This window comes from Streptomyces sp. NPDC022552 (assembly GCF_055561875.1).
The window spans coordinates 488,498-512,347 of sequence record NZ_JBVHGJ010000004.1 but is presented as its reverse complement, the minus strand read 5'-3'; the positions used below and the strand labels follow the sequence as shown (position 1 = coordinate 512,347).

At 71.3% G+C, this 23,850-nt stretch carries 26 protein-coding genes and 1 pseudogene; 17 read left to right on the top strand and 10 right to left on the bottom strand.

Annotation, left to right across the window (positions count from 1 at the left end; translation table 11 throughout):
* Positions 1-15 precede the first annotated feature (15 nt).
* The 9 genes and pseudogenes from ACZ3OF_RS15365 to ACZ3OF_RS15325 all read left to right on the top strand — a co-directional run bounded on the left by ACZ3OF_RS15365 (position 16) and on the right by ACZ3OF_RS15325 (position 7,753).
* Positions 16-552: an SMI1/KNR4 family protein gene (locus ACZ3OF_RS15365; protein ID WP_361678061.1), complete on the top strand. Its 537-nt coding sequence runs from the start codon at positions 16-18 to the stop codon at positions 550-552.
* Between the two features lie 531 nt (positions 553-1,083).
* Positions 1,084-1,483 (top strand): annotated as a pseudogene (locus ACZ3OF_RS15360) (DUF5655 domain-containing protein); the annotation flags it as partial.
* A gap of 247 nt (positions 1,484-1,730) precedes the next feature.
* On the top strand, positions 1,731-2,573 hold the full coding sequence (locus ACZ3OF_RS15355) for a HipA family kinase (protein WP_361678299.1): 843 nt from the start codon (positions 1,731-1,733) through the stop codon (positions 2,571-2,573).
* Complete coding sequence (locus tag ACZ3OF_RS15350; protein ID WP_361678067.1) at positions 2,570-2,953, top strand: DUF3037 domain-containing protein; 384 nt, start codon at positions 2,570-2,572, stop codon at positions 2,951-2,953. The genes ACZ3OF_RS15355 and ACZ3OF_RS15350 overlap by 4 nt, the downstream gene beginning before the upstream one ends.
* Before the next feature lie 166 nt (positions 2,954-3,119).
* Positions 3,120-3,881, top strand: a complete 762-nt coding sequence (gene fabG, locus ACZ3OF_RS15345) for a 3-oxoacyl-ACP reductase FabG (protein WP_361678069.1) — start codon at positions 3,120-3,122, stop codon at positions 3,879-3,881.
* Positions 3,882-3,907: 26 nt separating this feature from the next.
* Entirely contained in the window at positions 3,908-4,675 is a 768-nt protein-coding gene (locus ACZ3OF_RS15340; protein WP_361678071.1) for an SDR family oxidoreductase, read from the top strand.
* 148 nt (positions 4,676-4,823) lie between these two features.
* The gene (locus ACZ3OF_RS15335; RefSeq protein ID WP_361678074.1) at positions 4,824-6,401 is read left to right on the top strand and encodes an ABC transporter substrate-binding protein; all 1,578 of its coding nucleotides are present in this window, start codon (positions 4,824-4,826) and stop codon (positions 6,399-6,401) included.
* Between the two features lie 95 nt (positions 6,402-6,496).
* Positions 6,497-7,165 carry a uracil-DNA glycosylase gene (gene ung, locus ACZ3OF_RS15330; protein ID WP_361678302.1) on the top strand — a complete coding sequence of 223 codons (669 nt, stop codon included), beginning with the start codon at positions 6,497-6,499 and terminating at the stop codon, positions 7,163-7,165.
* 114 nt (positions 7,166-7,279) lie between these two features.
* Entirely contained in the window at positions 7,280-7,753 is a 474-nt protein-coding gene (locus ACZ3OF_RS15325; RefSeq protein ID WP_361678305.1) for a hypothetical protein, read from the top strand.
* 29 nt (positions 7,754-7,782) lie between these two features.
* Here ACZ3OF_RS15325 and ACZ3OF_RS15320 read toward each other — a convergent pair whose 3' ends face one another.
* Positions 7,783-8,238, bottom strand: coding sequence for a hypothetical protein (locus ACZ3OF_RS15320; RefSeq protein ID WP_467304930.1), 456 nt, complete (start codon positions 8,236-8,238; stop codon positions 7,783-7,785).
* Between the two features lie 118 nt (positions 8,239-8,356).
* Positions 8,357-8,956, bottom strand: coding sequence for a TetR/AcrR family transcriptional regulator (locus ACZ3OF_RS15315; protein ID WP_361678080.1), 600 nt, complete (start codon positions 8,954-8,956; stop codon positions 8,357-8,359).
* 80 nt (positions 8,957-9,036) lie between these two features.
* On the opposite strand from ACZ3OF_RS15315, the gene ACZ3OF_RS15310 reads away from it, so the two are divergent.
* The gene (locus ACZ3OF_RS15310) at positions 9,037-10,224 is read left to right on the top strand and encodes an FAD-dependent monooxygenase (RefSeq protein ID WP_361678083.1); all 1,188 of its coding nucleotides are present in this window, start codon (positions 9,037-9,039) and stop codon (positions 10,222-10,224) included.
* 62 nt (positions 10,225-10,286) lie between these two features.
* Positions 10,287-11,192 carry a Gfo/Idh/MocA family protein gene (locus tag ACZ3OF_RS15305; protein ID WP_361678087.1) on the top strand — a complete coding sequence of 302 codons (906 nt, stop codon included), beginning with the start codon at positions 10,287-10,289 and terminating at the stop codon, positions 11,190-11,192.
* Here the strand turns inward: ACZ3OF_RS15305 and lnt are convergent.
* Together lnt and ACZ3OF_RS15295 are read right to left on the bottom strand one after the other, a co-directional pair.
* Complete coding sequence (gene lnt, locus ACZ3OF_RS15300; protein WP_467304927.1) at positions 11,116-12,855, bottom strand: apolipoprotein N-acyltransferase; 1,740 nt, start codon at positions 12,853-12,855, stop codon at positions 11,116-11,118. The two genes, ACZ3OF_RS15305 and lnt, sit on opposite strands and share 77 nt — an antisense overlap.
* A gap of 125 nt (positions 12,856-12,980) precedes the next feature.
* Positions 12,981-13,418, bottom strand: coding sequence for a nuclear transport factor 2 family protein (locus ACZ3OF_RS15295; protein ID WP_361678092.1), 438 nt, complete (start codon positions 13,416-13,418; stop codon positions 12,981-12,983).
* Between the two features lie 82 nt (positions 13,419-13,500).
* On the opposite strand from ACZ3OF_RS15295, the gene ACZ3OF_RS15290 reads away from it, so the two are divergent.
* Positions 13,501-14,100 (top strand): flavin reductase family protein, encoded by a 600-nt coding sequence (locus ACZ3OF_RS15290; RefSeq protein WP_467304925.1) that lies wholly within the window; start codon positions 13,501-13,503, stop codon positions 14,098-14,100.
* 31 nt (positions 14,101-14,131) lie between these two features.
* Here the strand turns inward: ACZ3OF_RS15290 and ACZ3OF_RS15285 are convergent, their stop codons facing one another.
* The 3 genes from ACZ3OF_RS15285 to ACZ3OF_RS15275 form a co-directional block, all read right to left on the bottom strand.
* Positions 14,132-14,347: a hypothetical protein gene (locus tag ACZ3OF_RS15285; RefSeq protein WP_467304924.1), complete on the bottom strand. Its 216-nt coding sequence runs from the start codon at positions 14,345-14,347 to the stop codon at positions 14,132-14,134.
* Between the two features lie 52 nt (positions 14,348-14,399).
* Positions 14,400-15,275: an undecaprenyl-diphosphate phosphatase gene (locus ACZ3OF_RS15280; protein ID WP_361678097.1), complete on the bottom strand. Its 876-nt coding sequence runs from the start codon at positions 15,273-15,275 to the stop codon at positions 14,400-14,402.
* 109 nt (positions 15,276-15,384) lie between these two features.
* Positions 15,385-15,846, bottom strand: a complete 462-nt coding sequence (locus ACZ3OF_RS15275) for a winged helix-turn-helix transcriptional regulator (RefSeq protein ID WP_361678100.1) — start codon at positions 15,844-15,846, stop codon at positions 15,385-15,387.
* Positions 15,847-15,963: 117 nt separating this feature from the next.
* On the opposite strand from ACZ3OF_RS15275, the gene ACZ3OF_RS15270 reads away from it, so the two are divergent.
* Positions 15,964-17,133, top strand: a complete 1,170-nt coding sequence (locus tag ACZ3OF_RS15270) for a thiolase family protein (RefSeq protein WP_467304919.1) — start codon at positions 15,964-15,966, stop codon at positions 17,131-17,133.
* A 165-nt stretch (positions 17,134-17,298) separates the two neighbouring features.
* Here the strand turns inward: ACZ3OF_RS15270 and ACZ3OF_RS15265 are convergent, their stop codons facing one another.
* The gene (locus tag ACZ3OF_RS15265) at positions 17,299-18,084 is read right to left on the bottom strand and encodes a TVP38/TMEM64 family protein (RefSeq protein WP_467304917.1); all 786 of its coding nucleotides are present in this window, start codon (positions 18,082-18,084) and stop codon (positions 17,299-17,301) included.
* Between the two features lie 68 nt (positions 18,085-18,152).
* Between ACZ3OF_RS15265 and ACZ3OF_RS15260 the strand changes: the two genes are divergently transcribed.
* From ACZ3OF_RS15260 to ACZ3OF_RS15245, 4 genes are all read left to right on the top strand, one after another.
* A complete protein-coding gene (locus ACZ3OF_RS15260) occupies positions 18,153-18,860 on the top strand; it encodes a DNA alkylation repair protein (RefSeq protein ID WP_361678109.1) in 708 nt (235 codons plus the stop codon).
* Between the two features lie 59 nt (positions 18,861-18,919).
* A complete protein-coding gene (locus ACZ3OF_RS15255) occupies positions 18,920-19,063 on the top strand; it encodes a hypothetical protein (protein ID WP_361678112.1) in 144 nt (47 codons plus the stop codon).
* 94 nt (positions 19,064-19,157) lie between these two features.
* Positions 19,158-20,327 carry an elongation factor Tu gene (gene tuf, locus ACZ3OF_RS15250; RefSeq protein ID WP_361678114.1) on the top strand — a complete coding sequence of 390 codons (1,170 nt, stop codon included), beginning with the start codon at positions 19,158-19,160 and terminating at the stop codon, positions 20,325-20,327.
* Between the two features lie 136 nt (positions 20,328-20,463).
* Positions 20,464-21,309, top strand: a complete 846-nt coding sequence (locus ACZ3OF_RS15245; protein ID WP_361678117.1) for a spermidine synthase — start codon at positions 20,464-20,466, stop codon at positions 21,307-21,309.
* Positions 21,310-21,312: 3 nt separating this feature from the next.
* On the opposite strand, the gene ACZ3OF_RS15240 is transcribed toward ACZ3OF_RS15245, so the two are convergent.
* Together ACZ3OF_RS15240 and ACZ3OF_RS15235 are read right to left on the bottom strand one after the other, a co-directional pair.
* Positions 21,313-22,638, bottom strand: a complete 1,326-nt coding sequence (locus tag ACZ3OF_RS15240) for an MFS transporter (RefSeq protein WP_361678120.1) — start codon at positions 22,636-22,638, stop codon at positions 21,313-21,315.
* Between the two features lie 84 nt (positions 22,639-22,722).
* On the bottom strand, positions 22,723-23,811 hold the full coding sequence (locus ACZ3OF_RS15235; RefSeq protein WP_361678123.1) for a DUF8017 domain-containing protein: 1,089 nt from the start codon (positions 23,809-23,811) through the stop codon (positions 22,723-22,725).
* Positions 23,812-23,850: the final 39 nt, after the last annotated feature.

The window sequence follows — 23,850 nt, the reverse complement described above, 5'->3', positions numbered from 1 at the left end:
CGAAGGAAAACTGATATGCCTCACCGCGCTGTCGCGCGCCTGCGTGAAGTTCTCCCGCCGCCCGTCTCCGGCGGCGACTCGATCGACTGGCAGGAAATTGAGCGGACGGCAGGTCTGACGTTTCCTGTCGATTACCGCGAGTTCGTCGAGTCGTACGGAGGTGGAGAGATCGACGAGTACCTGTCCATCAGTACGCCGCCCGTCCCCGGGTCGGCGTACGGAGACCTCTTGGACAGAAGAGATTCCGTCCTCTCGCCCCCGGACAGTGAACATCTCATTGCGCTCCTGCCAGGAAGTGAGCTGCCGTCACTGCTGCCCTTCGCGGACTCGGCGAGCAGCGATGTGGCATTCTGGCTGTGCGAGGGCGCTCCCGACGACTGGCGCGTGGCCATCTTTCGGAGGCAGACGCCGTACGGGATGAACCGCTGGACCGTGTTCGATGGCGGAATGGCGTCGTTCTGCGTGGCGGTCCTGACTGGCAAGGTGAACCCGTTCAGCGAACGGCTTTCAGCGGAGGACCGGCACGAGTTCCTGACTTGGCGTCGGGTGTAAGGCCAGATCACAGTGACAGGTTCCATCCCTTCCCTGAGGGGCTGTGAGACCCGATCCACTGGGGTAGTGGCGTGACAGAGTCCCTGGATGTCGGCGGTGACGATTGCGTTGCACACCACCGACAGCCCGGGGGCTCTGTTGCTTCCGTCTCACTACAGTAAGAGCGGCTGGGGCATGCTCAACCTGAGCGGAGGTGTCGTCGCAGCCGGCAAGGAGTGGACGGACGATGGCTCGGTCCACGAAGTGCACTCCTTGAAGCGGCGAGCCGTCAAGGTCACGCGTCCCGTGCCGATACCGCCGGCGTTCGTGCACACACTGCGAAACCACATCGATCGCTTCGGCATTGCGCCAGGCGCTTTTCGCCGAAAGGCCCTATGACCTCCGGCGCGCCGGGATTTCGTTCGCCTCCAGCATGGGAAGGGTCGTGCGCTCCAAGAAGGCGCCTGACCCGGGGGCAGCGGAGAGCCGCCCGTCCAACCGGAATGACATTCGGCTGGAGGGCGGCTTTTTTGCTGTGGGCCCCCCTTGGAGCTGTTGGGGGTCCGGTTCCTGGCGTCCGAGTACGGCACGGGCCCGGTTCATGCCGGCCGAATCGATTCACTGGGACTCGACGCGAACGGGACTCCCCTGGCGAAAGCGGCGGACGAGATCCTGCTCGGTCTCGGCGACGGGATCACGAAGGTCCAGCGTAAGCAGTACAGCGCGTACCACCGGCTACAGAACTCTTGCGAGTCTCTGCCCGCCGCAGCGGACGAAAGTCCACGTGTGTCTCTCGCTCGACCCGGCCGAGGTTGACCTCGTGTCTGACTTCACCAGGAACGTTGCGGACCTGGGGCATCACGGAACGGGCGACCTGGAGGTGCGGCTGCGTACCGGACGGGACTTGGAGCGTGCCCATGACCTGTTCCGTGCAAGCTATGCGGCGGCGTAGGCGGCTAAGTAGCTCGGGCGCTCCTCACCGGCGATCACTCTCGGTTACTATGCTCACTTCATGCCGGAAGCTGGCAGCAAGGGGCGTGGCACCATCGATGGTCTGCTTGGGGGAGCGGGGATGAATGGCCCGCCGGCCGAAGCTCCCCAGAATCTCCCCAGCACGGTTGACCGGTGAACTGCGCCTCCACACTCCGGATGAGTTGCCGTGGATTGCAAGGTTGAAGAGATGGGTGGCCTGCGAAGTGTTGCAAGAGGTCGTAGCGACCCGCTATGTCACGCCTCTGCGTGAAGGTGGATCGCTCCCCGGGATCGTCGAGGCCGACGATCTCGGTACATATGTCATGAAGTTCACCGGAGCCGGGCAGGGGCGGAAGACCCTCGTCGCCGAGGTCGTCTGCGGGCAGCTCGCGCGGCGGCTCGGGCTGCGGGTGCCCGAGTTGGTGGGGATCCAGCTCGACCCCGTCATCGGGCTCTCCGAGCCCGATCAGGAGGTGCAGGAGCTGCTGAAGGCCAGCGGTGGGCTGAACCTCGGGATGGACTATCTGCCGGGGTCCCTGGGGTTCGATCCGCTGGCGTACGAGGTGGATCCCAAGGAGGCGGGGAAGGTCGTCTGGTTCGACGCGGTGATCAACAACGTCGACCGGTCCTGGCGCAACCCCAACATGCTCGTCTGGCACGGTGACCTCTGGCTGATCGACCACGGCGCCACCATGATCTGGCACCACAACTGGCGCGGCGCCCAGGCCTCCGTCGCCAAGCCCTACGACGCCTCCGACCACGCCCTCGCCCCCTTCTCACCGGACGTCGCCGCCGCCGCGGCCGAGCTCGCGCCCCTGGTCACGCGGGAGCTCCTGGAAGCGGTCGCCGCCGACGTCCCCGACGAGTGGCTCGTCGACGAGCCGGGCTTCGACAGCACCGACGCGCTGCGCCAGGCCTATGTGGACGCCCTGCTGCCGCGCGCCGCGACCATCCACGAGCGCATCACCCTCGGCCCGCGCGTCGAGCGCCGGCCCGCGCAGCCGCCCGGCTGGCTGGCCGACCGCCTCGCCCCCCGGCCGCACTCCACCCAGAAGGACCGCACCACGTGACCGACCGCGATGTCTTCGAGTACGCGCTGCTGCGCGTGGTGCCACGCGTCGAGCGCGGCGAGTTCTTCAACGCCGGCGTGGTGGTCTACTGCCGCGCCAAGTCCTACGTCGCCGCGCGCACGCACCTGGACGAGACCAAGCTCCGGGCGCTCGACCCCGGTGCGGACGTCATCGGCGTACGGGCGGCGCTGCACGCCGTCGAGGGCGTCTGCCTGGGCGGGGAGGACGCCGGACAGGCGGCGCGCGACGACGCAGGGAGGCGCTTCCGCTGGCTGATCGCGCCCCGCTCCACCGTCGTCCAGCCGGGCCCGGTGCACACCGGTCTGACCGCCGATCCCGAGGCCGAGGTCGAAAGGCTGCTCGATCTGCTGGTGCGCTGAGCCCCGGTGGGCGGCGCGGAGTGATCCGGTGCACCCGGTGGGCCGTTGACACCGGGTGCCAGGGCTTCTAGCGTCTCGTCTGCGGAAGGTACTAAGCGGTCGCTCATGTGTGGGACGCACCGTGTGAGCCGCATCCATGGATGATCCAAGGGCGAGGAGAACCAGCATGTCGACCACCGAGCAGCGCGTAGCCGTCGTCACCGGCGCGGCACGGGGCATTGGCGCCGCGACCGCCGTACGGCTGGCCGCCGAGGGCCGTGCCGTCGCCGTACTCGACCTGGACGAGGCGGCCTGCAAGGACACCGTCGAGAAGATCACCGCCGCCGGTGGCACCGCCATCGCCGTCGGCTGCGACGTGTCCGACAGCGCCCAGGTCGAGGCCGCCGTCGCGCGCGTGGCCGCCGAGCTCGGCGCGCCGACGATCCTCGTCAACAACGCGGGCGTGCTCCGCGACAACCTGCTCTTCAAGATGTCCGAGGCCGACTGGGACATGGTCATGAACGTCCACCTCAAGGGCGCGTTCCTGATGGCCAAGGCCTGCCAGAAGCACATGGTCGACGCGGGCTTCGGCCGGATCGTCTCGCTCTCCTCGTCCTCCGCGCTCGGCAACCGCGGCCAGGCGAACTACTCGGCCGTCAAGGCCGGTCTGCAGGGCTTCACCAAGACCCTCGCCAAGGAGCTCGGCAAGTTCGGCATCACCGCCAACGCCGTCGCCCCGGGCTTCATCGTCACCGAGATGACCGCGCAGACCGCCGAGCGCGTCGGCATGGGCTTCGAGGACTTCCAGGCCGCGGCCGCCTCCATGATCCCGGTCCAGCGGGTCGGCAAGCCGGAGGACATCGCCAACGCCATCGCCTTCTTCACGGGCGACGACGCCGGCTTCGTCTCCGGCCAGGTCCTGTACGTGGCCGGCGGCCCGCTCAACTGACGCCCGCGCGGGAAGAGGAGACGTACATGAGCACGAAGGAACTGCCCGAGCTGTCCGGCAAGGTCGCTCTGGTGACCGGTGCCAGCCGGGGCATCGGCTACGGCGTCGCCGAGGCGCTGGTCGCCCGCGGCGACCGGGTCTGCATCACCGGACGGGGCGAGGAGGCCCTCAAGGAGGCCGTGGAGCGCCTCGGCTCCGACCGGGTCATCGCGGTGCCCGGAAAGGCCCACGACGAGGCCCACCAGGCCGCCGCGGTCGAGGCGACCATGGAGGCCTTCGGCCGGGTCGACTTCCTGGTGAACAATGCCGGAACCAACCCGGTTTTCGGCCCGATCGCCGAGCTCGACCTGAATGTCGCCCGTAAGGTCTACGAGACGAATGTGATCTCCGCTCTGGGATTCGCCCAGCTGACCTGGCGCGCCTGGCAGAAGGATCACGGCGGCGCGATCGTGAACATCGCCTCGATCGCCGGCATCTCCGCTTCGCCGTTCATCGGGGCATACGGGATGAGCAAGGCGGCCATGGTCAATCTGACCCTCCAGCTCGCCCATGAATTCGCGCCGGTGGTCCGCGTCAATGCGATCGCCCCCGCCGTCGTCAAGACCAAGTTCGCCCAGGCTCTCTACGAGGGCCGGGAGGCGGAGGCCGCCGCCGCGTACCCGCTCGGCAGGCTCGGGGTCCCGGAGGACATCGGAGGGGCCGCCGCCTTCCTCACCTCCGCCCAGTCGGACTGGATCACCGGCCAGACGCTGGTGGTCGACGGAGGACTTTTCCTCAACTCCGGCGTCGAGTGACCGGTATCCGGACACTTTCTTGAATTCCTGACCGGTTTGACCCCGGTTAAGCATTGAATGCCTCAAGTGCCCCGTCAGGGTCGAACATTGACCTGACGGGGCGCTGCGGTATGGTCGGCCGACCCATGGCTGAACGAGGAGCGTGCACGTGTTCAACCGGACCAGTCTGCAGGCCGCTGCAGCCCTTGCGTCCATATCCCTGGTGTCCGGATGCAGCCTGTTTTCGGACAATGCCTCCGCCGGGGAGCAGAGAATCGTCGTCGGCACGACGAGTTCTCCCACCACGCTTGATCCGGCAGCCGCCTGGGACAATTCCTGGGAGCTGTTCCGAAATGTCTTCCAGACGCTGGTGAGTTTCCCGACCGGCAGCACCTCCCCGCAGTCCGATGCCGCGGACTGTCAGTTCACCGACACCGCCAGCCGCGTCTTCGAGTGCAAGCTCGAAGAGGGCCTGACCTTCTCGAACGGGAACAAACTGGACGCCAAGGCGGTCCAGTACTCGATCGAGCGCATCCGCAAGATCGACGCCGAGGGCGGCCCGAACGGGATGCTCGGCTCGCTCGACACGATCGAGACCGTGGACGACCGTACGGTCGTCTTCAAGCTGAACAAGCCCGACGCGACCTTCCCCTTCGTCCTCGCCACTCCCGCCATGTCCCTGGTGGACCCGGCCGAGTACCCCGCCGACAAGCTCCGTGAGGACGGCGGGCTCACCGGCTCGGGCCCCTACGTCCTCGACTCGTACACCGAGGGCGACAAGGCCGAGATGACCAAGAACCCCTCCTACAAGGGGTTCGCGGACCGCAAGAACGACGGCGTGACCATCCGGTACTTCAAGGAGTCCGAGCCGATGGTCGAGGCGCTGAGGAAGAAGGAGATCGACGCCACCTACCGCGGCCTCACCGCCGAGGAGGTCGTCCAGCTCCAGGACGGCAGCGACGCCAACAAGGAGCTCCAGCTCGTGGAGTCGACCGGCGCCGACATCCGCTACCTCGTCTTCAACGCCCAGGACCCCGCGGTCGCCAAGGAGCCGGTCCGCAAGGCCATCGCCCAGCTCGTCGACCGTGAGGAGCTGGTCGCCAAGGCCTACAAGGGCACCGCGGAGCCGCTGTACTCCATGGTCCCCAAGGGCATCGTCGGCCACACCACCGAGTTCTTCGACCGCTTCGGCGAGCCCAGCGTCCCCAAGGCGCGCGACATCCTGCGCGAGGCCGGGATCAAGAAGCCCGTCGAGCTCACCTTCTGGTTCACCACCGACCGGTACGGCTCCGGCACCGCGCTCGAGTTCGCCGAGCTCAAGCGGCAGCTGGACGCCTCCGGGCTCTTCGAGGTGACCCTGAAGAGCAAGCCGTGGAAGGAGTTCGCCGCCGGCTACCAGAAGGGGCAGTACCCGGTCTTCGGCCGAGGCTGGTTCCCCGACTTCCCGGACGCGGACAACTTCATCGCCCCGTTCGTCGGCAAGCAGAACGCGCTGGGCACGCCGTACCTGAGCCCCGAGATCACGGACGAGATCCTCCCGAAGTCGCGGCGCGAGAGCGACCGCGGGGCGGTCGTGGCCGAGTTCCGCAAGGCCCAGGAGATCATGGTGGAGGACGTCCGGCTGCTCCCGCTGTGGCAGGGCAAGCTCTACATCGCGGCGAGCGAGGACATCGGCGGCGCCGAGCGCGCGCTCGACCCGCAGACCGTCATGCAGATGTGGGAGCTCAACCGCCGAACCAGCTGGTAGGCGGCCCGAGCGGCGCAGTTGTCAGTGGCCCCCGGTAGGTTCTTGGCCGTACAGGAGATCGCCTACCGGAGGTTGTTGACGTGACCGACACCGACATGCTGCCCGAGTCCTGGCGCGGCGTCCTCGGCGAAGAGCTGCAGAAGCCGTACTTCAAGCAGCTGACCGAGTTCGTCGAGGAGGAGCGGGCCAAGGGGCCGGTCTACCCGCCGCGAGACGAGGTGTTCGCCGCCCTGGCGGCGACGCCGTACGACAAGGTGAAGGTCCTGGTCCTCGGCCAGGACCCGTACCACGGCGAGGGGCAGGGGCACGGCCTCTGCTTCTCGGTCCGTCCGGGCGTCAAGACGCCCCCCTCCCTCCGGAACATCTACAAGGAGATGCAGGAGGAGCTCGGCCACCCCGTGCCGGACAACGGCTATCTGATGCCGTGGGCCGAGCAGGGCGTGCTGCTGCTCAACGCGGTCCTCACCGTCCGGGCCGGCGAGGCGAACTCGCACAAGAACCAGGGCTGGGAGAAGTTCACGGACGCGGTCATCGGCGCGGTGGCCTCCCGGCCGGACCCGGCGGTCTTCGTGCTCTGGGGGAACTACGCGCAGAAGAAGCTCCCGCTGATCGACGAGGAGCGTCATGTCGTCGTGAAGGGCGCGCACCCCTCGCCGCTGTCGGCGAAGAAGTTCTTCGGATCCCGCCCGTTCACGCAGATCGACACGGCGATCGCGGCCCAGGGCCACGAGCCGATCGACTGGCGGATCCCGAACCTCGGCTGAGGGCGGTGAGCCCGCCCGGCTGACAGGCTCGGGGTACCACCCGAGCCTGTGCCGGATCGGGGGCCGCGACGGTTAGCGTCGGAGCCCCTGGACGGAGAGCGTGTGGAGGCCGCAGTGACCGAGCAGCAGCAGGTGTCGGACGACGGCGTCATGACCCGGATCGGGCAGGCGACGATGCTGCTCCACGGCGGTGACCGCGAGGAGGCCCGCAACCGGTTCGTCGAGCTGTGGGCGCAGATCGGCCCCGACGGCGACCCCCTGCACCGCTGCACGCTCGCGCACTACATGGCGGACGCCCAGGACGACCCGGACGCCGAGCTGGCCTGGGACCTGCGGGCCCTCCTCGCGGCCGAGGGGCTGAGCGAGGAGCGGCTGGCCGCGCACGAGGCGGCGGTGGCGCTCCGGGCCCTGTACCCCTCGCTCCATCTCAACCTGGCCGCCGACTATCTGAAACTCCAGCAGCCCGACGCGGCGCGGGTCCATCTGGACCGGGCCCGCGCGGCCTCGGACACCCTGGACGACGACGGATACGGCAACGGGGTCCGCGCCGCCATCGACCGCCTGGAGGTGCGGCTCCGCTCGCGGTAGCCGGCGGCCCGCCGCTTCCCCGCTGCGTCTCAGCGCCCGTACGCGTCCTTGCAGATCGTCGCCTGCACGCTCTCGGGGTGCCAGCCTCCGTACTGCGCGCCCAGCCGGCACACATCGGCCCGCGAGCGTGGCGGCTCCGGCAGTCCGGGCGGCCGTGGCGGCTTGGTCCGCTCCTTCTCGCGTGGTGTGCTCGACTGCCGCTGCGGGGAGCCCGTTCCGTTCCGTACGGTGGTCCCGTTCTGCTGCCTGGGCTTTCTCGGCGTCGCCCGGGGCGACGGCGGCGCGGGAGCCGGGAGCGCGGCCTCCAGGGCCTCGCGGGCCGGGCCCTCGACGATCTGCGGAGCCACGTCCACGTGCGGGGAGGGGCCGCTCACCTCCAGGGGCGGCGGGGGCGCGGCGGGCGGCGGATCGACCGAGACGCAACCGGAGAGCGCGGCGATCGCCGCCCCGGCCAGGAACGTCGCTGTGGTTCTCGTTGCATGCACCCGCGCAACTCTGCTGGCCGCGCGGTGATTTTCGCGCCCCTACCGGCGGGGAATGCCCCGCACGGGTGACGCCCCCGATCCGGATGACCCCGCTTCCGTCCGGCGCGCCCGTGGGGCTTCACCCGCCGAGCATGCCCCGCAGCAACTCCTCGAACCCTGTCCGCAGTTCCGTCGGACCGGGCACGGCGGAGTGGAAGGACCCGGCGGCGCAGGAGAACATCAGCCCCTCAGACCAGGCGATCAGGGACAGGGCGTGCCGCTCGGGGGCCGAGGAGCCGGCCCCCGCCATCATCGCGATCAGCGGCCCGTGGAACGCCGCCGACCCCGCCGCGTCGAAGAACGCGCGCAGCTCGGGGCGGCGGGTGGCCTCCAGGGCCAGTTCGTAACGCGAGACGAGCAGTGCCCGGTGGTCGGTCAGGTACCGGTGCAGGGCAAGAGCCAGCGCGTCCACCAGGGCGTCGAGCCCGCTGCCGGGCCCCGGCATCTCGTGCGGGGCGAGCACGCGCGATTCCAGCTCGACCTGCCGCCGTACCGCGGTCTCCAGGAGGGCCTGACGGGTGCGGGCGTGGTTGGAGGTCGATCCCTGGGGCAGTCCGGCCCGCTCGTCCACGGCGCGGTGGGTCAGCCCGCGCATCCCTCGCTCGACGAGCAGTTCGAGCGCCGCGTCACCGACGCGTGTGGTGCGGGAAGGGGCGGAGGCGGGGGTGCGGGCGGTCATGAGGACAACCTACTACCGGTCGAACTACAGCTGTAGTACCGTCGAGCCGAGTCACTACACTTGTAGTTCGAGGAGGAGTCATGGACCAGCACCGTGCCGTCGTCGTCGGAGCGGGCATCGGCGGTCTCACCGCCGCCGTCGCCCTCCACCAGGCCGGCTGGGACGTCACCGTCCTGGAGCGCGCGGCCGCCCTGACCCCCGTGGGAGCCGGCATCGGCCTCGCTCCCAACTCCCAGCGCGCACTGGACGTCATCGGCCTCGGCGACCGCGTCCGCGAGCTCTCCGCCTGGCAGGGCGACGGCGGCATGCGCGCCCCCGACGGCCGCTGGCTCGCCCGTACCAGCGCCAAGGCCGCCGCAGACCGCTTCGGCGGCCCCCTCGTACTGCTGCACCGGGCCACCCTCGTCGAGATCCTCACCTCCGCGCTCCCCGACGGTGTCGTACGGACCGGAGCCGCCGCGTCCCTCGTCGACCCCGGCGACGACGAACGGCCCGCCGTCGTCCGCACCGCGGACGGAGACATCGAGGCCGGCCTGGTCATCGGCGCCGACGGCATCCGCTCCACGCTCCGCCGTGCCCTCTTCCCCGGCCACCCCGCCCCCGCCTACTCCGGCTTCACCACCTGGCGCGTGGTCGTCCCCGCCCCCGACCGGCCCTTCGCCCCGCACGAGACCTGGGGCGGCGGCCGCCTCTGGGGGACCCAGCCCCTCAAGGACGGACGGATCTACGCGTACGCGATGGCCGCGGCCCCGGAAGGCGCCCACGCTCCCGACGACGAGCGGGCCGAACTCATCCGCCTCTTCGGCGCCTGGCACCACCCGGTCCCCGAGATCCTCGCCGCCGTCGAACCGGCCGCCGTCCTGCGCAACGACGTCCACCACATGATCGACCCGCTGCCCGCCTTCCACCGCGGCCGTGTCGCCCTGCTCGGCGACGCCGCCCACGCCATGCAGCCCACCCTCGGCCAGGGCGGCAACCAGGCCATCGAGGACGCGATCGTCCTCGCCCACCACGCCGGCCGGGGGCTTCCGCCGAGCCGTGCCCTCGCCTCGTACACCGCCGACCGGCTGCCGCGCACCACCGCGATCGTCCGCAAGGCCGCCCGCACCGGCCGGCTCACCCTGATGTCCGCCCCGCCCGCCGTCGCCCTGCGCAACGCGCTCATCGCCGCCGTCTCGCGGTTCGGCCCCGGACTCGTCCTGCGTGGCTTCGACGGCATCGCCGACTGGCGGCCCCCGCTCGCCGACGAGCGGTCCCGCGTAAGCTGACCAGCGCGAACGGCAGGTCGTACGCCGTCGAAGGGCACACCAACAAGCGCTAGGGAGACCCCGTGAAGGTCGGCTGCATCGGACTCGGCGACATCGCGCAGAAGGCATATCTCCCCGTCCTCGCCGCCCTCCCCGGGGTCGAACTCCACCTCCAGACACGGACGAAGACCACCCTGGACCGGGTCGCCGAGATCCACCGAGTGCCCGCGCCCCAGCGCCACGGCGACCTCGACTCGCTGCTCGCCGCCGGGCTCGACGCCGCCTTCGTGCACGCACCGACGGACGTGCACCCCGAGATCACCGCCCGGCTCCTCCAGGCAGGTGTCCCGACGTACGTCGACAAGCCGCTGGCGTACGAATACGCCGAGTCCGAACGGATCGTGGAGCTCGCCGAGGCGCGCCGCGTGAGCCTGGCCGTGGGCTTCAACCGCAGGCTCGCCCCCGGCTACGCGCAGTGCCTGGACCACCCGCGCGAGCTGATCCTCCTGCAGAAGAACCGCGTCGGCCTGCCCGAGGACCCGCGCACGCTCGTCCTCGACGACTTCATCCACGTCGTCGACACCCTGCGCTTCCTGCTGCCCGGGGACGTCGAGCACACCGACGTACGCGCCCGGATCCGCGACGGGCTCATGCACCACGTCGTGCTCCAGCTCTCCGGCGACGGCTTCACCGCCATCGGCATGATGAACCGGATGAACGGCTCCACCGAGGAGATCCTCGAGGTCTCGGGCCAGGACACCAAGCGTCAGGTCCTCAACCTCGCGGACATCGTGGACCACAAGGGGCAGCCGACGGTCCGCCGGCGGGGGGACTGGGTGCCGGTGGCCCGTCAGCGCGGTATCGAGCAGGCCGTGCTCGCCTTCCTCGACGCGGTACGGGACGGCAGGACCCTCAGCGCTCGTGACGCCCTCGCCACCCACGAGCTGTGCGAGCGCGTGGTGCGCGAAGCTCTGACGCAGGCCTCCTGAGGGTCCCCATGCCCTCGGCGGCACAGAGCGCGGCCAGGACGGACAGGGCGCCGTACAACACCCAGTCGCCGTACCGGACGTAGCCGGTCGTCGACCGTGCCAGGGGTACGTCGTAGACGGCGGCCGCGCTCCGGTCGGTGCCCAGGGGAGTGCCGACCCGGCCGCCGTCCGGGCCGTACGCGGCGCTGATTCCGGTCAGCGTCGCGTGCACCATCGGGCGGCCCGTCTCCGCCGCCCGCAGCGCCGCCAGCGAGGCGTGCTGGGCGGGCGCCCAGCTGTCCTGGAAGGTCGAGGTAGCCGACTGGGCGATGAGCACATCGGCGCCGTCGCGGGTCAGCCGGCGGCTCATGTCGGGGAACGCCGACTCGAAGCAGACCAGCGGTCCGATCCGCAGCGCCGCCTCGCCGTCCTTGGGCGGCAGGGTCATCACCACCGGTTCCGTGCCGCGCCGCCGGTCCTCGTTCGCCGCCTTGCCGACCGACGTCACCCAGCCGAGCACCGGGCGGGCCGGGATGTACTCGCCGAACGGCACGAGCCGCATCTTGTCGTACCGGTCGCCGGTCGGCCCCTCCGCCCCTATCAGGACACTGCTCTTGAAGATGCCCGGCCGGTCGGAACGGCGGGCGTCCACGTTGACGAGGATCGGCGCGTCCACGGCACGCGACAGGGCGGCCAGCCGGGCCGCGAGGTCGGGGCGCGCGGTCAGATCGGAGCCGACGCTGCTCTCGCCCCAGACGACCAGATCGAGGTCCTGGCCGGCGAGCTCCCGGGTGAGTTGCTCACCGCGGTCGAACCTCCGCTCGGCGCCGACCGCCCCGTCGTACACCCCTGGCTGCACGACGGCGATCCGTGCGGTGCCCTGCTCGCGCGGTGGTGCGACGCCCCACCAGACCACGCCCACGGTGAGCGCGCACACCACAAGGCCGACCAGGGCCGTCATCCGTACGACAGCCGCCGACACCACAAGGAGAGCCACGGCGGTGTTGACCGCCACCACGAGCAGGGAGACCAGCCAGACGCCGCCTACGGACGCGAGGCGGAGCGCCGGTGCGACCTGCCACTGGCTGGCACCGAGGAGTCCCCAGGGCCCGCCCAATCCCTCCCAGGAACGGGCGAGTTCGATGAGCAGCCAGCCGGAGGGCACGACGAGTATCGCGGCGGCGGCGCGCGGGCCGGTGGGCACGTCGCCGAGCATCGCGCGAACGAGCCATCCCCACGGCAGCCACAACAGCCCGAGCAGGGCGGTGACGACGAGGATGAAGACGTGCAGGCTCGGCATCAGCCACTGGTGCACGGCGAGCGTGAACCCCACGCCGCCCAGCCAGCCCTCCAGGGCGGCCCGGCGCGCGGTGGGCGCGGTGCGGAGCAGCAGCAGCCAGGGGACGAGCGCGACATAGGCGAACCACCACAGCGCGGGCGCCGGGAACGCGAGCGCGGGCAGGGCGCCGGCGACGACCGCGAGGCAGGCCCGGGCGACGCGATGCTGCGTCACGGGCGCCCGGGGCGTGCCTGCGCCGGTGCCCGTGCCGCGTGCGCCGCCGCCCGTACCGGTGCTGCCCGTGCCGGGGCCCGTGCCGTCGTCGGTGTCGGGCCCCGTGCCCGTGCTGCCCGTGCCGTTGCCGGGCGCGGCCGCGGTGTCGCGACGGCCGAACGGATTCCGCATGCGGCGTCGCCTCCAGGTCTCGCCTCCAGTGTGCGCCGGACGACCGCCTCAGCCGTACGGGCGCCACGGCCGTTCGACCCCTACGGCCGTATGCGAGCCACCGCCGCAGGAGACGCGTACCACCGTCAGAGGCGGCGCCACTTCTCCTCCACGACCACGGAACGCAGCCGCCAGCCGGCGTCCGTCCGGAGCAGCGTGAACGTGTAGCGGCCGCCGCAGACGAAGTCCTCGCCCGACTCGAAGCGCATCGGGTTCACGTAGTCGGCGCGGACGTCCGCGCCGTCGCCCGGGTAGCCACCGAGGTCCTGGATCCGGACCCGGCGGTTCACGATGAGGTGCTGGCGCACCGGGAAGATGCGCATCGTCTCCGCCAGCCAGTCGGCGACCTCGGCCGCCGGGCCCTCGACACCACCGGAGCCGCGGTAGTCGGCCCGGCCGTCGCGGGTGAACAGCGCCCGGTAGCCCGCCCAGTCGGAGTCGTCCACGGCCACCGCGTACCCGGTGACGAGGTCGTCGATGGCCATCCGGTCCATCACGGTCGCGAGATCCACGCGCTGCGTCATCGCCTCAGTGTCGGGCAGCGGAGGCGGGGCGCCAAGAGCCGTGCGACGGAGGCGTGGTCGGATACCGGTCATACTTCTCGGCATGCGTATCGACTTCGATCCCGACCGCACCGACCGGAACAGTTTCTACCGACTGCTCACCGCCACCGTCGTACCCCGGCCCATCGCCTGGATCTCCACGACCTCGGCCGACGGGACCGACAACCTCGCGCCGCACTCGTTCTTCACGATCTCGTCGGTCGCGCCGCCCGTGGTCCAGTTCACGTCGGTGGGTCGCAAGGACTCGCTGCGGAACATCGAGGACACGGGCGCGTTCGTCGTGAACCTGTCGCCCGAGCCGCTCTTCGACCAGATCAACGCGACGGCGACGGACTTCCCGCGCGGTGTGAGCGAGTTCGACGTGTGCGGGGTGGAGCGCGAGCCGAGCCTGCGGGTCAAGCCGCCGCGGGTGGCGTCGTCGCCGGTCGCGCTGGAGTGCGAGCTGCACAGCACGCTGCGGATCGGGGACTCGACCGTCGTCTTCGGACGGGTGGTGCACGCGGCGGTGGACGAGTCCGTGATGGTGGACGGTCACCCCGAGATCACGCTCATGCGCCCGCTGACCCGGCTCGGCCGGAACGAGTGGGGGACCCTGGGCGGCATCCGCGAGATCGCCCGGGTCCCGTACGACCCCGAGTCCTGACGACCCCGGGCGGCACCGGAAGAGGCGCCGCCTAGGCGGCCTCCCAGCGGTGCGGGCGGCCGCCGCGCCACTCCACCAGGTGCGGATCGTCGAGGATCATGTCGGCGTCCTCGAGCCCCGCTCGGCGCAGGAACTCGACGAGATCGGTGTCGTTGTGCGCCAGGCCCACGATCTGGCCGCGGACCGTGACGCGCCGCCCGCCGCCGGGGGACGGGCGGTGCACGACGATGGGTGGTTGCCAGGCCATGGTTCCAGGGTGCGGCGCGCACCCGAAGATCGCCCGGCGGGATCGGCCGGGATCAGCCCCCGGACTCGCCCGCGTGGGGGCTGAGGGTGTCCGTGCCGACCAGGATGAAGAGCAGGATGCCCAGCGCGATCCGGTAGATCACGAACGGCATGAAGCTCTTGGTCGTGATGAACTTCATGAACCAGGCGATGACGGCGTAGCCGACGGCGAAGGCGATGATCGTCGCGAAGATCGTCGGACCCCACGACACATGGCCGCCCTCGGTGGCGTCCTTGAGCTCGAAGACGCCCGAGGCGAGCACGGCGGGGATGGCGAGCAGGAACGAGTAGCGGGCCGCCGCCTCACGGGTGTAGCCCATCAGCAGACCGCCGGAGATCGTCGCGCCCGAGCGGGAGACACCGGGGATCAGGGCCATCGCCTGGCACATGCCGAAGATCAGACCGTCCCGCACGCCGAGGTCCTTGAGCGTCTTGCGCTCTCGTGCCGCGCGGTGCCGGCCGCCGGCCTCGTCACGGGCGGCGAGCCGGTCCGCGATGCCGAGGACGATGCCCATCACGATGAGCGTCGTGGCGATCAGCCGCAGATCGCGGAACGGGCCCTCGATGTGGTCCTTCAGCGTCACGCCGAGCACGCCGATCGGGATCGAGCCGACGATGACGAGCCAGCCCATCTGCGCGTCGTGGTCGCCGCGCATCGACTTGTCGCGGAGCGAGCGGAACCACGCCGAGACGATCCGGGCGATGTCCTTGCGGAAGTAGATCAGGACGGCGGTCTCCGTGCCGATCTGGGTGATCGCGGTGAAGGCCGCTCCGGGGTCCTCCCAGCCGGCGAACGCGGCGGTGAGGCGAAGGTGCGCGCTGGAGGAGATGGGAAGGAACTCCGTCAGCCCCTGGACGAGTCCGAGGATGAATGATTCGAACCAACTCATGGGGCTAGGGCCGTCCCGAATGTGCTCGTGCGGTCAGAAGAGGCGGTCGGATCGGAGATCGCCCGCCGGTCGTTGCGCAGCGTACCGTCCTTGGGTGACGGCCTTGATCTCAGGTCTCCACAGGGCCCTTCGTCGTCCAGCCGGCCGACCGCACATGGTGGGTCAGGCTGGCGGGCTCCGCCTCGCCGCCGCAGCAGGCGCAGATCACGCGGGGGCTGAGCACCTCGCCGCAGCTGTGCTCCAGGAGCACCGGACGGTCCTCGCTGTTCAGATGGCGGTCACCCCAGGCCATCAGCGTCAGCAGGACGGGCTGCAGCTCCTGCCCGGCGGCGGTGGCTCGGTACTCATAGCGCGCCGGGCGCTCGTTGTACTGCACCTTCTCCAGGATTCCGGCCTCCACGAGCCGCTTCAGGCGCGCGGTGAGGATGTCGCGCGGGGCGCCGGTGTTCCGCGCGATGCGGTCGAAGCGGCGGACGCCGAGCGAGATCTCGCGCAGGACGAGCAGGGCGTACTTCTCACCGACGAGCGCGAGGGTGTCGGCGATCGAGCAGGGGCGGGGGGCGGCCTTCATGCGCCCAGCCTAAGGGAGTCCCGACGAGATGGTTTGAAAATCAAACTGACTGGGCTATGTTACTCGCAGGTGTTGGTCCAGTTTTCCAACTCATCAGGTGATCGAGGAGCCGTCATCATGCGCGACGCCGTCATCGTCGAAGCAGTCCGTACGCCCATAGGCAGAGGGAAGGCCAACGGCGCCCTCTCCGAGGTCCACCCCGTCGCCCTGCTCTCCCACACCCTCGAGGCGCTGATCGAGCGCAGCGGCATCGACCCGGCGCTCGTCGACGACGTCATCGGCGGGACGGTGGACCAGGTCGGTGAGCAGGCCATGAACACCACCCGGTACGCCTGGCTCGGCGCCGGCTTCCCCGAGTCCGTGCCCGCCACCACCGTCGACCGGCAGTGCGGCTCCTCCCAGCAGGCGGTGCACTTCGCGGCCCAGGGCGTGCTGTCGGGGGCGTACGACATCGCCGTCGCCTGCGGGGTCGAGTCGATGAGCCGGGTCCCGATGTGGTCGAACGTCCCGCCCGGCGCGGACCCCTTCGGGCCGGGCGTCGCCGAGCGGTACCCGGAGGGCCTGGTGCCACAGGGCATCAGCGCGGAGCTGATCGCCGCGAAGTGGTCGATCGGACGCGAGGCGATGGACGAGTTCGCCGCCGCCTCGCACGCCAAGGCCGCGCGGAGCTGGGAGGCCGGGCTCTTCGACGCGGAGGTGGTTCCGTACGGAGACGTCCGACGGGACGAGTCGGTGCGGCCCACGACGACCACCGAGATCCTCGCCGGGCTGAGGCCCGCGTTCCAGGACCCCGGCTTCGCCGAGCGGTTCCCGCAGATCGACTGGTCGGTGACGGCCGGCAACAGCAGCCCGACCAACGACGGAGCCTCCGCCGTGCTCGTCATGGCCGCCGAGACCGCCTCGCGCCTCGGCCTGCGCCCGCTCGCCCGGCTGCACAGCTTCGCGGTGACCGGTTCCGACCCCCTGCTCATGCTCACCGGCGTCATCCCCGCGACGGAGAAGGTGCTGCGCCGGGCCGGGCTCGGTCTGGACGACATCGATCTCTTCGAGATCAACGAGGCGTTCGCCAGTGTCGTGCTCGCCTGGCAGCAGGAGACCGGGGCGGACCCGGCCAAGGTCAACGTCCACGGCGGCGCCATCGCGCTCGGCCACCCGCTCGGCGCGAGCGGCACCCGCCTGACGGCCACCCTGGTCCACGCCCTGCGCGCGCGGGGAGCGCGGTACGGCCTCCAGGCGATGTGCGAGGCGGGCGGCCTGGCGAACGCGATGATCGTCGAGGCGCTCTGAGGACGGGCGGGTCTGTGGCGCGGGCGGGCCTGTCGCGCGGGGCGGCCTTGAGCGTGGGCAGGCCCTGAGGACGGGCGGGTCTGTGGCGCGGGCGGCCCTGAGGGTGGGTGAGTCCTGAGGGCGGGCGGGCCCGTGGCGCGGGCGCGCCGGGGTGGGGCGCTCGGGCTACGGGACCTTCGGCGCTCCCGCCGGTTCCAGCGTCCGCTCCGGTGCGACCTCGGCGGTCGACGCCGCTCCACGCGCCGCCGCGCGCGCCCGCAGGCCGTGGCGCTTGCGCCAGGCAACGGCCGCCGCGACCAGGCCGGACACGACGATGAAGCCCATCGAGATCAGGAACGCGGGTGAGGTCGGCGACCCGGCCTGGCTGCCCGCCACCACGTACGCCGCCGTGTTCGGGATCGACCCGAGCCCGGTGGCCAGCAGGAACGGCGCGTACCCCATACGGGAGACCGCCGCGCAGTAGTTGGCCGCCGCGAACGGCACCCCCGGGAAGAGCCGGATCGCGAGCATCGAGCGGAATCCGTGCCGGCTCAACTGCCCGTCCGCGGCCGTCAGCCAGCGGCCCCGCAGCAGCGGCCGCAGCGCGTCCTGCCCCAGCAGCCGCCCGAGCGTGAACGAGATGCCCGCCCCGAGGACCGTCCCGGCCAGTGCGGCCGCGAGCCCGGCCTGCGTACCGAAGAGCGCGCCCGCCGCCAGGTTCAGGATCGGCCGCGGTACGAAGGCGGCGGTGCACACCCCGTACGCCAGACCGAACAGCACCACCGCGCCCGCGCCGCTCGTCTGCGGCGGCCAGCCGGCCGCGAGCAGCCGCTGTGGCTCGTACAGCACCACGGTCGTCGCCGCGGTGACGAGCAGCGCGGCGAGCAGGGACAGCCGCGACCAGGGCGAGAGCAGAGCCCGGGAGCAGCGCAGAGCGAGAGAGCCCGGCGGCCGGGTGACGGGGTCGAGCATCCGGGGAGAGTAACCGAAGCACCCATGTGATCGCCGTAATGTCCGTCATCCGCCGTACTGTGAGCCGCATGACGTCCGCGCCGCCCGCCGTCCCCGCCAGCGCCCTCGCCGACACCGTGCTCGCGCGCCTCACCGAGGTCTACCCCGCCGCCGGTGACCCGTTCCGGGCCCAGGAGATGGTCGCGTACATGAAGGGCGTCGCCCCCTTCCTCGGCATCCGCACCCCTGAGCGGCGCACCCTGTCCCGTACCGTCCTGGAGGGCACGCCACGCCCCGACGAGGCCGACTGCGCGGCCGTCGCGCTGCGCTGCTTCGCCCTCCCGGAGCGCGAGTACCACTACTTCGGCGTCGACTATCTGCGCCGCCACGTCGGGCGCTGCTCGTCCGGCTTCCTGCCCGTCGCCCGGCACCTCGTCACCACCGAATCCTGGTGGGACACCGTCGACCACCTCGCCGCCCACGTCGTCGGCGGGCTCGTGGCCGCCGATCCGGGGCTCGCCGCGCGGATGGACGAGTGGATCGAGGACGACGACCTGTGGGTCGCGCGCACCGCGCTGCTGCACCAACTCCGGTTCAAGGGCGCCACCGACGCCGAGCGGCTGTTCGCCTACTGCCTGCGCCGGGCCGGGGACACCGACTTCTTCCTCCGCAAGGCGATCGGCTGGGCCCTGCGCGAGTACGCCAAGACCGGCCCCGACGAAGTGCGCGCGTTCGTCGAGGCCAACCGGGAACGGCTCGCCCCGCTCTCCGTGCGCGAGGCGCTCAAGCACCTCTGAACTCCCCCTCGGCAGAAAATCGTTCGACGCGGAGCGCCCGTCCCGGGATGATCGTGGACATGTTCCGGTACGCCTTCCTCGCAGCACGGCCCGCAGTCGCGGCCGCGCCGAAGGCTGCCGTCTCCGATCTCACGTTCCTCGCCGCCGCAGCGCTCGCAGCCGACGCGCTCGCGGCCGTCGCACTCGACGGCGCCCGAAGCTGACCCTCCCCGGATCGTCCGGCGGACCCCGCAGGGGGAGGGTCGGTCCGGCCCCGGGGTCCCCTCACACGCTTCGAGCTCAAGGAACGAGCGAACCATGTCCAAGACGGCGTACGTGCGCACCAAGCCGCACCTGAACATCGGCACGGTCGGGCACGTCGACCACGGCAAGACCACCCTCACCGCCGCCATCACCAAGGTCCTCAGCGAGCGCGGGACCGGCACCTTCGTGCCCTTCGACCGCATCGACCGCGCGCCCGAGGAGGCCCAGCGCGGCATCACCATCAACATCGCGCACGTCGAGTACGAGACCGACACCCGTCACTACGCCCATGTCGACATGCCCGGCCACGCCGACTACATCAAGAACATGGTCACGGGGGCAGCGCAGCTCGACGGGGCGATCCTCGTCGTCTCCGCGCTCGACGGGATCATGCCGCAGACGGCCGAGCACGTGCTCCTCGCCCGCCAGGTCGGTGTCGACCACATCGTCGTCGCGCTCAACAAGGCCGACGCCGGGGACGACGAGCTGACCGACCTGGTCGAGCTGGAGGTACGGGAGCTGCTGACCGCGCACGGCTACGGCGGCGACACCGTCCCCGTCGTCCGGGTGTCCGGGCTCAAGGCTCTGGAGGGGGACCCGCGTTGGACCGCGTCGATCGAGGCGCTGCTCGACGCGGTGGACACGTACGTACCGATGCCGGTGCGCTACGTGGACGCGCCGTTCCTGATGTCCGTCGAGAACGTGCTCACCATCACGGGCCGCGGCACCGTCGTCACGGGTGCGATCGAGCGCGGGACGGTGCGGGTCGGTGACCGCGTGGAGGTGCTGGGCGCGGAGACCGAGACGGTCGTCACCGGGGTCGAGACCTTCGGCAAGCCCATGGAGTCCGCCGAGGCCGGTGACAACGTGGCCCTGCTGCTGCGCGGCGTCGCGCGCGACACGGTCCGCCGCGGACACGTGGTGGCGGCGCCCGGCAGCGTGGTCCCGCGCCGCCGGTTCACCGCGCAGGTCTACGTCCTGTCGGCGAAGGAGGGTGGTCGCACCACTCCCGTCTCGACCGGCTACCGGCCGCAGTTCTACATCCGGACCGCGGACGTCGTCGGCGACGTCGACCTCGGAGAGACGGCCGTCGCGCGCCCGGGCGACACGGTCACCATGACCGTCGAGCTCGGCCGTGACGTACCGCTGGAGCCCGGCCTCGGCTTCGCGATCCGCGAGGGTGGCCGCACGGTCGGCGCGGGCACGGTCACGACGGTGGACTGAGCGCACGCGCACGGGCGGGGCCCGCATTCCGTACCCCACGGAGTGCGGGCCCGTCGCCGTGCGCGCACGGGGCACCCACACCCCGGGCCGCCGCCCGCGGCGGAGGCGGCCGGCGCCCTGCGGGCACAATGAGAGCGTGAACGAGCAGATACCCGTCATCCGGGACGTCGACCAGGGCACCGCCCGGCTCATGCCCGATGTCGACCGGGAGCGGGCCTGGCTGCTCACGGTCGACGGCGCACCGCAGTCGTACATCGACCTGGACGATCCGACGTACCTCGAGTTCGAGTACGCGCGCCGGCTCGCCCATGTCCTCGACAGCGCCACCGGCGAGGGCGAACCGCTCTCCGTCCTCCACCTCGGCGGCGGGGCGCTCACCCTGCCCCGGTACGTCGCGTCCACCCGCCCCGGCTCCCGGCAGGACGTGGTGGAGGCCGACCGGGGGCTGCTCGACCTGGTCGCCGAGCACCTTCCGCTGCCGGACGGCTCGGGCGTCACCGTGCACGGCGCCGATGCCCGGACCTGGCTGGAGGGCGCGCCCGCCGCGTCGGTGGACGTGCTCGTCGCCGATGTCTTCGGGGGCTCGCGGGTCCCCGCGCATCTGACCTCCGTGGAGTACGCCCGCGCGGCCCGGCGGGTGCTGCGGCCGGACGGGATCTACGCCGCCAATCTGGCCGACGGAGCGCCCTTCGCTTTCCTCCGCTCCCAACTGGCCACCTTCGCGGCCGTCTTCCCCGAGCTGGCGCTGATCGCCGAGCCCGCGGTGCTGCGCGGCCGCCGCTTCGGCAACGCCGTCCTCGTCGCCTCCGGCCGGGAGATCGACACGGCCCGCCTGGCCCGGCGCGCGGCGGCGGACGCGTTCCCCGCGCGCGTGGAGTACGGCGAGACCCTCACGCGCTTCACCGGTGACGCCCGGCCGGTGAGCGACCCGGACGCGGTGCCCTCTCCCGTACCGCCGGACGGCGCGTTCAGCGTGGGGTGACGGTCAGCGGACCGTGTCCGCGCCCTGCGCCGTGGGCGCGGGCTTCGTGGGACCCGGTGCCGGGACAGCGGGTCCGGAGGCGATCTCCTTCGTGCGGCGCGTCAGGTTCCGGACGTCCGGGACGAGCAGCACCAGCGCCGTCACCACCACGATCAGGACCGCCGAACCCCACAGCGCCTGACTGCGGCCGAAGACGCTCTCCGCCGGGCCGGCGAGCGCCGTGGACAGCGGGAGCATGGCCGTCGATCCGAACCAGTCGTACGCGGCGACCCGGGACAGCTTCTCCTCCGGGATCTCCTGGTGCAGTGTCGTCATCCACGCCACACCGAACACCTCGATGGCGACCCCGCTGACGAACATCGCCGCCGAGAGCCCGACGACGTCGAGCGGCACCGCGAGCGCCGCCGAGGGCAGGGCGATCGGGAAGACGCCCAGGGTGCCGACGAGCAGCATCCGGCGCGGCTTCCAGCGCATCATCAGCAGCGCGCCGCTGAGCGTGCCGACGCCGAACGCGGCGAGCGCGAGCCCCCATGGCCTCGCTCCGCCCAGCTCGTCCCGGGCGACCAGCGGTCCGTACACCGACTCGGCCGCGCCGACGAGGGCCACGACGATCGAGAACTGGGCCACGATCGACCACAGCCAGGGCCGCCCGACGAACTCCTGCCAGCCCTCGCGCAGATCGGCGAGCAGTCCGCCGCCCGGCTCGCGTTCGCGGATGTGGCTGACGTCGAGGAAGGCGCGCAGCGCGCCGGCGACGGCGAAGGCGGCCGCGTCGATGGCGAGGACCCAGCCGGGGCCGACGGCGGCGATCATCGCGCCGCCGAGCGCGGCGCCGCCGATGCCCGCGCCGTGCATCGCCATCCGGAAGAGGGCGAAGGCGCGGCTGACCTGGTCGCCGCTGACACTGGACATCAGCATGCCCTCGGCCGCCGGGCTGAAGAACGCCTGGCCCGTTCCGCACAGCGCGGTCAGCAGCATCATCTGCCACAGCTGCGGGTCCCCGGCGAGGACGAGAACGGCGAAGGCGCCCTGCGAGACGCAGTTCAGCGCGTTGGCGGCCACCATCACGCGGTGCCGGGGTATCCGGTCGGCGACGGCGCCGCCGATGAGGAGGAAGAGGACGAGCGGCAGTGTCCGGGCCGCCGCCACGAGGCCCACGTCACCGCCGTCGCCGCCGGTCTGGATCACCGCGAACGCCGCCGCGATCAGGGCACCGTGGGTGCCCAGATTGGTGACGATCGCGGCGGCGGTCAGCAGGATGTAGTTGCGGCCGGCCCATTCGGGGCGGCGGGAGCGCGGGGGGTGGGGGGAGGCGGCGGCAGTACTCACTCCGGGACTATCCCCGGCACCACCGCCTCCTGCCAAACGGATTACCCGTCAGCTTCTCGCCGCTCGGTCGCGCGCCCCCGCTCGTCAGGAAGCGGCCGGAGCCAGCCGCACCGTCGCGAGGATCTTCTGGATCGTGGCGTCCGCCAGCTCGTCCTTGACACCGTCGGCCCCGTAGAGCACGAAGGACGAGAAGTCGCCCTTGGCGTTCTTGAAGGAGAACGCGATGGACTTGCCGTCCGACTCGCAGGTGTTCCGCTTCTTGATCCCCGGGGCGGTCGCCGTCGAGACGTGGCCGGCGAGTCCGGACGTGGTGGTGTACGGCACCGCCTTGGTGATCTTGATGGTCCCCTTGGGCATGTGCTGGGCGTAACCGGCCCACACCCAGTTGCCGGCCTCGTTGAACGCCGCCTCGGCGGTGTCCTTGGCGCCCTGGCCGCCCTTGGTGCCGGCGCTGCTCAGGCCCCAGTGCTCCTCGGAGCCGTCCTTGTTCGTGTCGAGCGTGCACCACTTGCTCTTGTAGCGCACGGGCGCGGACATGGTGACGACCGGAGTGCCGTCGCCCTTCTTCTCGTCCTCGAAGAACGTGACGGAGCCGGGCTTCAGGAGCTCCCAGTCGCCCGGCACGTCGAAGAGCGTGCCGTACTTCGGGTTGTGGACGACCTTCCAGCCCGGGATCGTCGGCTGCAGCGCGGCGTCGTCGCGCGGGTTGTCGAGCGAGGGGGACGTGGAGGGCTCGCCGGAGCCGGATCCGCCGGAGGCGGGTGCGGAGGCGGTGGGCTTCGGGTCGTCGCCCGCCTGGGTGTTCTTGTCGTCGTCGCCGAGGACCAGGAACCCGGTGACACCGGCGGCGACGACCACGGCGGTCGCGGCGACGATGGCGATCAGGGTCGTCTGCTTCTTCTTGCCGTCGTCCGGCCCGCCCTGTGGTGCTCCCGGCACCGCGTACTGCGGCACGGTCGGCTGCTGGTACGGGTTGGGCTGCTGGAAGCCGGGCTGCGCGGGCTGCTGGGGGTAACCCGGCTGCGTGGGCGGCTGTTGCGGGTACCCGGGCTGCTGCGGGTAGCCGGGCTGTTGGTAGGGGTTCGGCTGCTGGTACCCCGACTGCTGGTAGGGGTTCTGACTCTGGTCCTGCGGGTTCTGCTCGCCCCCGGGCGGCTGCTGTCCTGGCCACATGGCCAGTAACCATAGAGGTGCGGCCGGAACCGTGCTACG